The sequence below is a fragment of the Calidithermus terrae genome (assembly GCF_003574345.1).
Taxonomy (GTDB): domain Bacteria; phylum Deinococcota; class Deinococci; order Deinococcales; family Thermaceae; genus Calidithermus; species Calidithermus chliarophilus.
This window is the reverse complement of record NZ_QXDL01000312.1, coordinates 1-3,443: the sequence shown is the minus strand read 5'-3', so window position 1 is coordinate 3,443 and position 3,443 is coordinate 1. Positions and strand designations below refer to the sequence as shown.

The window sequence follows — 3,443 nt, the reverse complement described above, 5'->3', positions numbered from 1 at the left end:
GGGAGGGGGTCGCCGGCGCGGAGGGCGCGGAAGGCGCGCTCGAGGGCTTTGTAGCGCTCGCCGCCCACGCCGCTGCGGCGCAGGCCGATGGTGTTGAGGCGGTAGTGGACGGCGGGGAAGCCGGTGGCGAGGCTGTAGGGGAGGATGTCCTTGCGGGCGCCCGCCATGCCGCCGAGGATGGCCCCGGCCCCCACGCGCACGAACTGGTGCACGGCGGCCCCGCCGCCGATGACCGCGCCCTTGCCCACGCTGACGTGGCCGGCGAGCATGACGTTGTTGGTCAGGATGACCCCGTCGGCGATCTGGCAGTCGTGGGCTACGTGGCTGTAGGCCATCAGGTAGCAGCCCGAGCCCACGCGGGTGGGGCGGTCGTCGCGGGTGGCGCGGTGCAGGGTGACGCCTTCGCGCAGGACCGTCTCGGGGCCTACCTCGAGCCAGGTCTCCTGGCCCTTGAAGGTCAGGTCCTGCGGCTCCCCGCCCAGCACGGCGTGGGCGCCTACCTGCACGCCCGCGCCCAGCCGCACGTAGGGCAGGACCACCGCGTGCGGCCCGACGCGGGCCCCGTCCCCGATCACGCTGGGGCCCTCGATGACGGCGTAGGGCCCGATCTCGACGCCCTGGCCGAGCTCCGCCCGGGCGGACACCACCGCCGTGGGGTGAATGCGGGTCTGGGTCATGGCGGCTCAGGCCTCGTTGCGCAGCACGAAGGCGAGGGTGGCCTCGGCCCGGACCTCGCCCTCGACCTTGGCCTCGACCCGCACCTTGCCCAGGCCGCGGCGGTACTGCAGCAGCTCGCCCTCCAGGATCAGGCTGTCGCCCGGCGTCACCGGCTTGCGGAAGCGCGCCTCCTCGACCCCCACCAGAAACACCAGCCCGCCGGGCTTGAATTCGGGCTGCTTGGTGACCACCGCCACCGAGGCCTGGGCCATGGCCTCGAGGATCAGCACCCCCGGCATGATGGGGTAGCCGGGGAAGTGGCCCTGGAAGTGGGGCTCGTTGAAGGTCACGTTCTTGAGGGCCCGGAAGCGCTTCTCGTCGGCCTCGAGCACGCGGTCGATGAGCAAGAAGGGGTAGCGGTGGGGCAAGACTTGCAGGATCTGTGTGATGTCCATAGGGGCTTAGCGGGAGCGGGGCGCCGAGACCCGGCCCTGCGGCAGGGCGTCGAGCGCCTTGGAGAGCTCGAGGGCGAGCTCGAGCGCGAGCAGGTCGTCCTCGAGGGTGACCAGAGGCGGGTCGTTGCGCTGGATGCGGTCGATGAAGTGCTTGAGCTGCCGGCGCAGCGGGTTCTCGTTGTGGATGGAGGTGCGCTCGACGTGGACGTGGGTGGGGCTGCCGAGCTCGCCCGTGCTCATGGCGCGGTGGATGGAGAGCTCGGTGTAGGGGTCGTTGGTGAAGTCCATGCGCACGACCTCGCCCGGCTGGGCGATGGTGAGCGAGCGCTCGGGCTGGGGTGAGACCCGGCTGGCGGTGAGCACGGCCTGGGTGCCGGAGGGGAACTCGAGCACCGCGTGGGCGTACTCGTCGCGCCCGTCGAGCGATTGCCCCACCACCGTGTAGCGCAGCGGCCTCTCCCGCAGCAGCAGCAGGATGAGGTCGAGGTCGTGGATCATCAGGTCGAGGATCACCCCGATGTCGCGGATGCGGCGGTTGTTCCCCACCCGCCGCGCCTCGATGACCCAGGGGGTCCCCACCAGGTTGGGGAGGTCGGCGACCGCCTGGTAGAAGCGCATGATGTGGCCCACCTGAAGCACCAGGCCGCGCTGCTCGGCCAGCTCGACGAGCTCGCGGGCCTGCTCGAGGGAGGGGGTCATGGGCTTTTCCACCAGCACGTGCACCCCGGCCTCCAGGAACAGCCGGGCCTGCTGGTAGTGATGCGAGGTGGGCGAGGCGATGGTCACTGCCTGAACCTGGCCCAGCAGGGCCTGCGGATCGGCATAGGCGGGCACCTCGAGGTCCTGCTCGATCACCCTTCTTCGCATGGGATCGGGGTCGGCGACGCCTACGAGCTTGACCCCGGGAAGCCCCGCATAGATCTGGGCGTGGTAGGTGCCCATGACCCCCACGCCGACCACACCAACTTTTAGCTCCATAGCCACCTCAACAGGGGCGAATCCAACATCGCCAGCATCATAACACCCGCCTTTCTCCGCCTCAGGCTGAATTTGCCCCGAAAAGGCCCATATTTGCGCCTCATTCCGGGCTTTCGCCTTGTGCGCCCTGGGGGGCTTTGGTAGGATGCCGTGGTTTGCAGGGCTTTTCGAGGTGTCAGCCGTGGCAAGAGGAACGCTATTCGTGATGACCGGGGCTTCGGGGGTGGGCAAGGGCACCATCCGGGCCCAGGTGATGGGGTACTTGCACAAAAGCCTGCACTACTCCATCTCGATGACCACCCGCGCGCCGCGTCCCGGCGAGAAGCACGGTCAGGATTACTACTTCGTCAGCAAGGAGGAGTTCGAGGCCCGCATCGCCCGCAACGGATTCCTCGAGCACGCCGAGTTCGTGGGCAACTACTACGGCACCCCCCGCGAGCCGGTGGAGGAGGCGCTCGACAGGGGCCTCGACGTGCTCCTGGAGATCGAGGTGCAGGGGGCCTTGCAGGTCGCCGAGCGCGCCCCAGACGCGGTGATGATCTTCATCGTCCCGCCCTCGCTCTCCGAGCTCAAGCACCGCCTGCTGCTGCGGGGCACCGAGAGCCTGGAGAAGATCGAGAAGCGCCTGGCGCAGGCCCGGCGCGAGATGGAGGCCGCCCACAACTTCCACTACGTCGTCGTCAACGACGAGCTCGGCAGCGCGGTGAACGACTTCATGGCCGTCATCCGGGCCGAGCGCCTGCGCTACCCCCGCATGCGGGAGGCCATCGCCCAGGCCCTGACCCACGACCCGGAAATTGACGCCGAAAACGCCGTGCTGGAGGAGACAATTCGCAAAGCAGGGTCTTGACACGCCGGGGGGATGTCTTCACAATCGGGAAGATTGCTAGGAGGAACCCCGTGGCCGAACCCGGTTTTGACCATCTGCTCAGCCTTACCGACTCCAAGTACCGCCTCACCGTCGTCGTCGCCAAGCGCGCCCAGCACCTGCTGCGCTACCAGTTCAAGAACAGCGTCCTCGAGCCCGCCGAGTGGCCCAAGATGCGCACGCTGGAAGGGGAGAAGCCCGACCCCAACGCCGTCACCTGGGCCATGCAGGAGCTCCAGACCAACCGCCTGAGCCTGGGCGAGGGCCTCGTCCCCGAAGACCGCCTCTCCCGCATGCTCGACCAGATGTACCCCCGCGAAATCCCCGAACCCGTCGCCGACCGCGACCGGGATCGGGACTAGCGCGGTTGAGTAAGAGCGGTCAACCTTCAGCGGTCAGCCGTCGGCGGATACGCGGGGGCTCGTGGCCTGTAGCCTGTGGTGCCCCTCCCTACCCCTCCCCGCCGGCGGGGAGGGTTTATCCCC

The 3,443-nt window shown here is 68.8% G+C and carries 5 protein-coding genes; 2 read left to right on the top strand and 3 right to left on the bottom strand.

Going from position 1 to position 3,443, the window contains the following annotated elements:
• From lpxA to Mterra_RS19895, 3 genes are all read right to left on the bottom strand, one after another.
• Positions 1-677 (bottom strand): acyl-ACP--UDP-N-acetylglucosamine O-acyltransferase (lpxA, locus tag Mterra_RS19905; RefSeq protein WP_119316696.1); only part of this gene is annotated, 677 nt, incomplete at its 3' end.
• A 6-nt stretch (positions 678-683) separates the two neighbouring features.
• Positions 684-1,112: a 3-hydroxyacyl-ACP dehydratase FabZ gene (gene fabZ / locus Mterra_RS19900; protein WP_119316695.1), complete on the bottom strand. Its 429-nt coding sequence runs from the start codon at positions 1,110-1,112 to the stop codon at positions 684-686.
• A 6-nt stretch (positions 1,113-1,118) separates the two neighbouring features.
• Positions 1,119-2,090 (bottom strand): Gfo/Idh/MocA family protein, encoded by a 972-nt coding sequence (locus tag Mterra_RS19895; protein WP_119316694.1) that lies wholly within the window; start codon positions 2,088-2,090, stop codon positions 1,119-1,121.
• Positions 2,091-2,235: 145 nt separating this feature from the next.
• Here Mterra_RS19895 and gmk point away from each other — a divergent pair, with 145 nt between their 5' ends.
• Positions 2,236-2,940 (top strand): guanylate kinase, encoded by a 705-nt coding sequence (gene gmk, locus Mterra_RS19890; RefSeq protein ID WP_119316693.1) that lies wholly within the window; start codon positions 2,236-2,238, stop codon positions 2,938-2,940.
• A 50-nt stretch (positions 2,941-2,990) separates the two neighbouring features.
• Positions 2,991-3,320, top strand: a complete 330-nt coding sequence (locus Mterra_RS19885) for a DNA-directed RNA polymerase subunit omega (protein ID WP_027894316.1) — start codon at positions 2,991-2,993, stop codon at positions 3,318-3,320.
• Positions 3,321-3,443 lie beyond the last annotated feature (123 nt).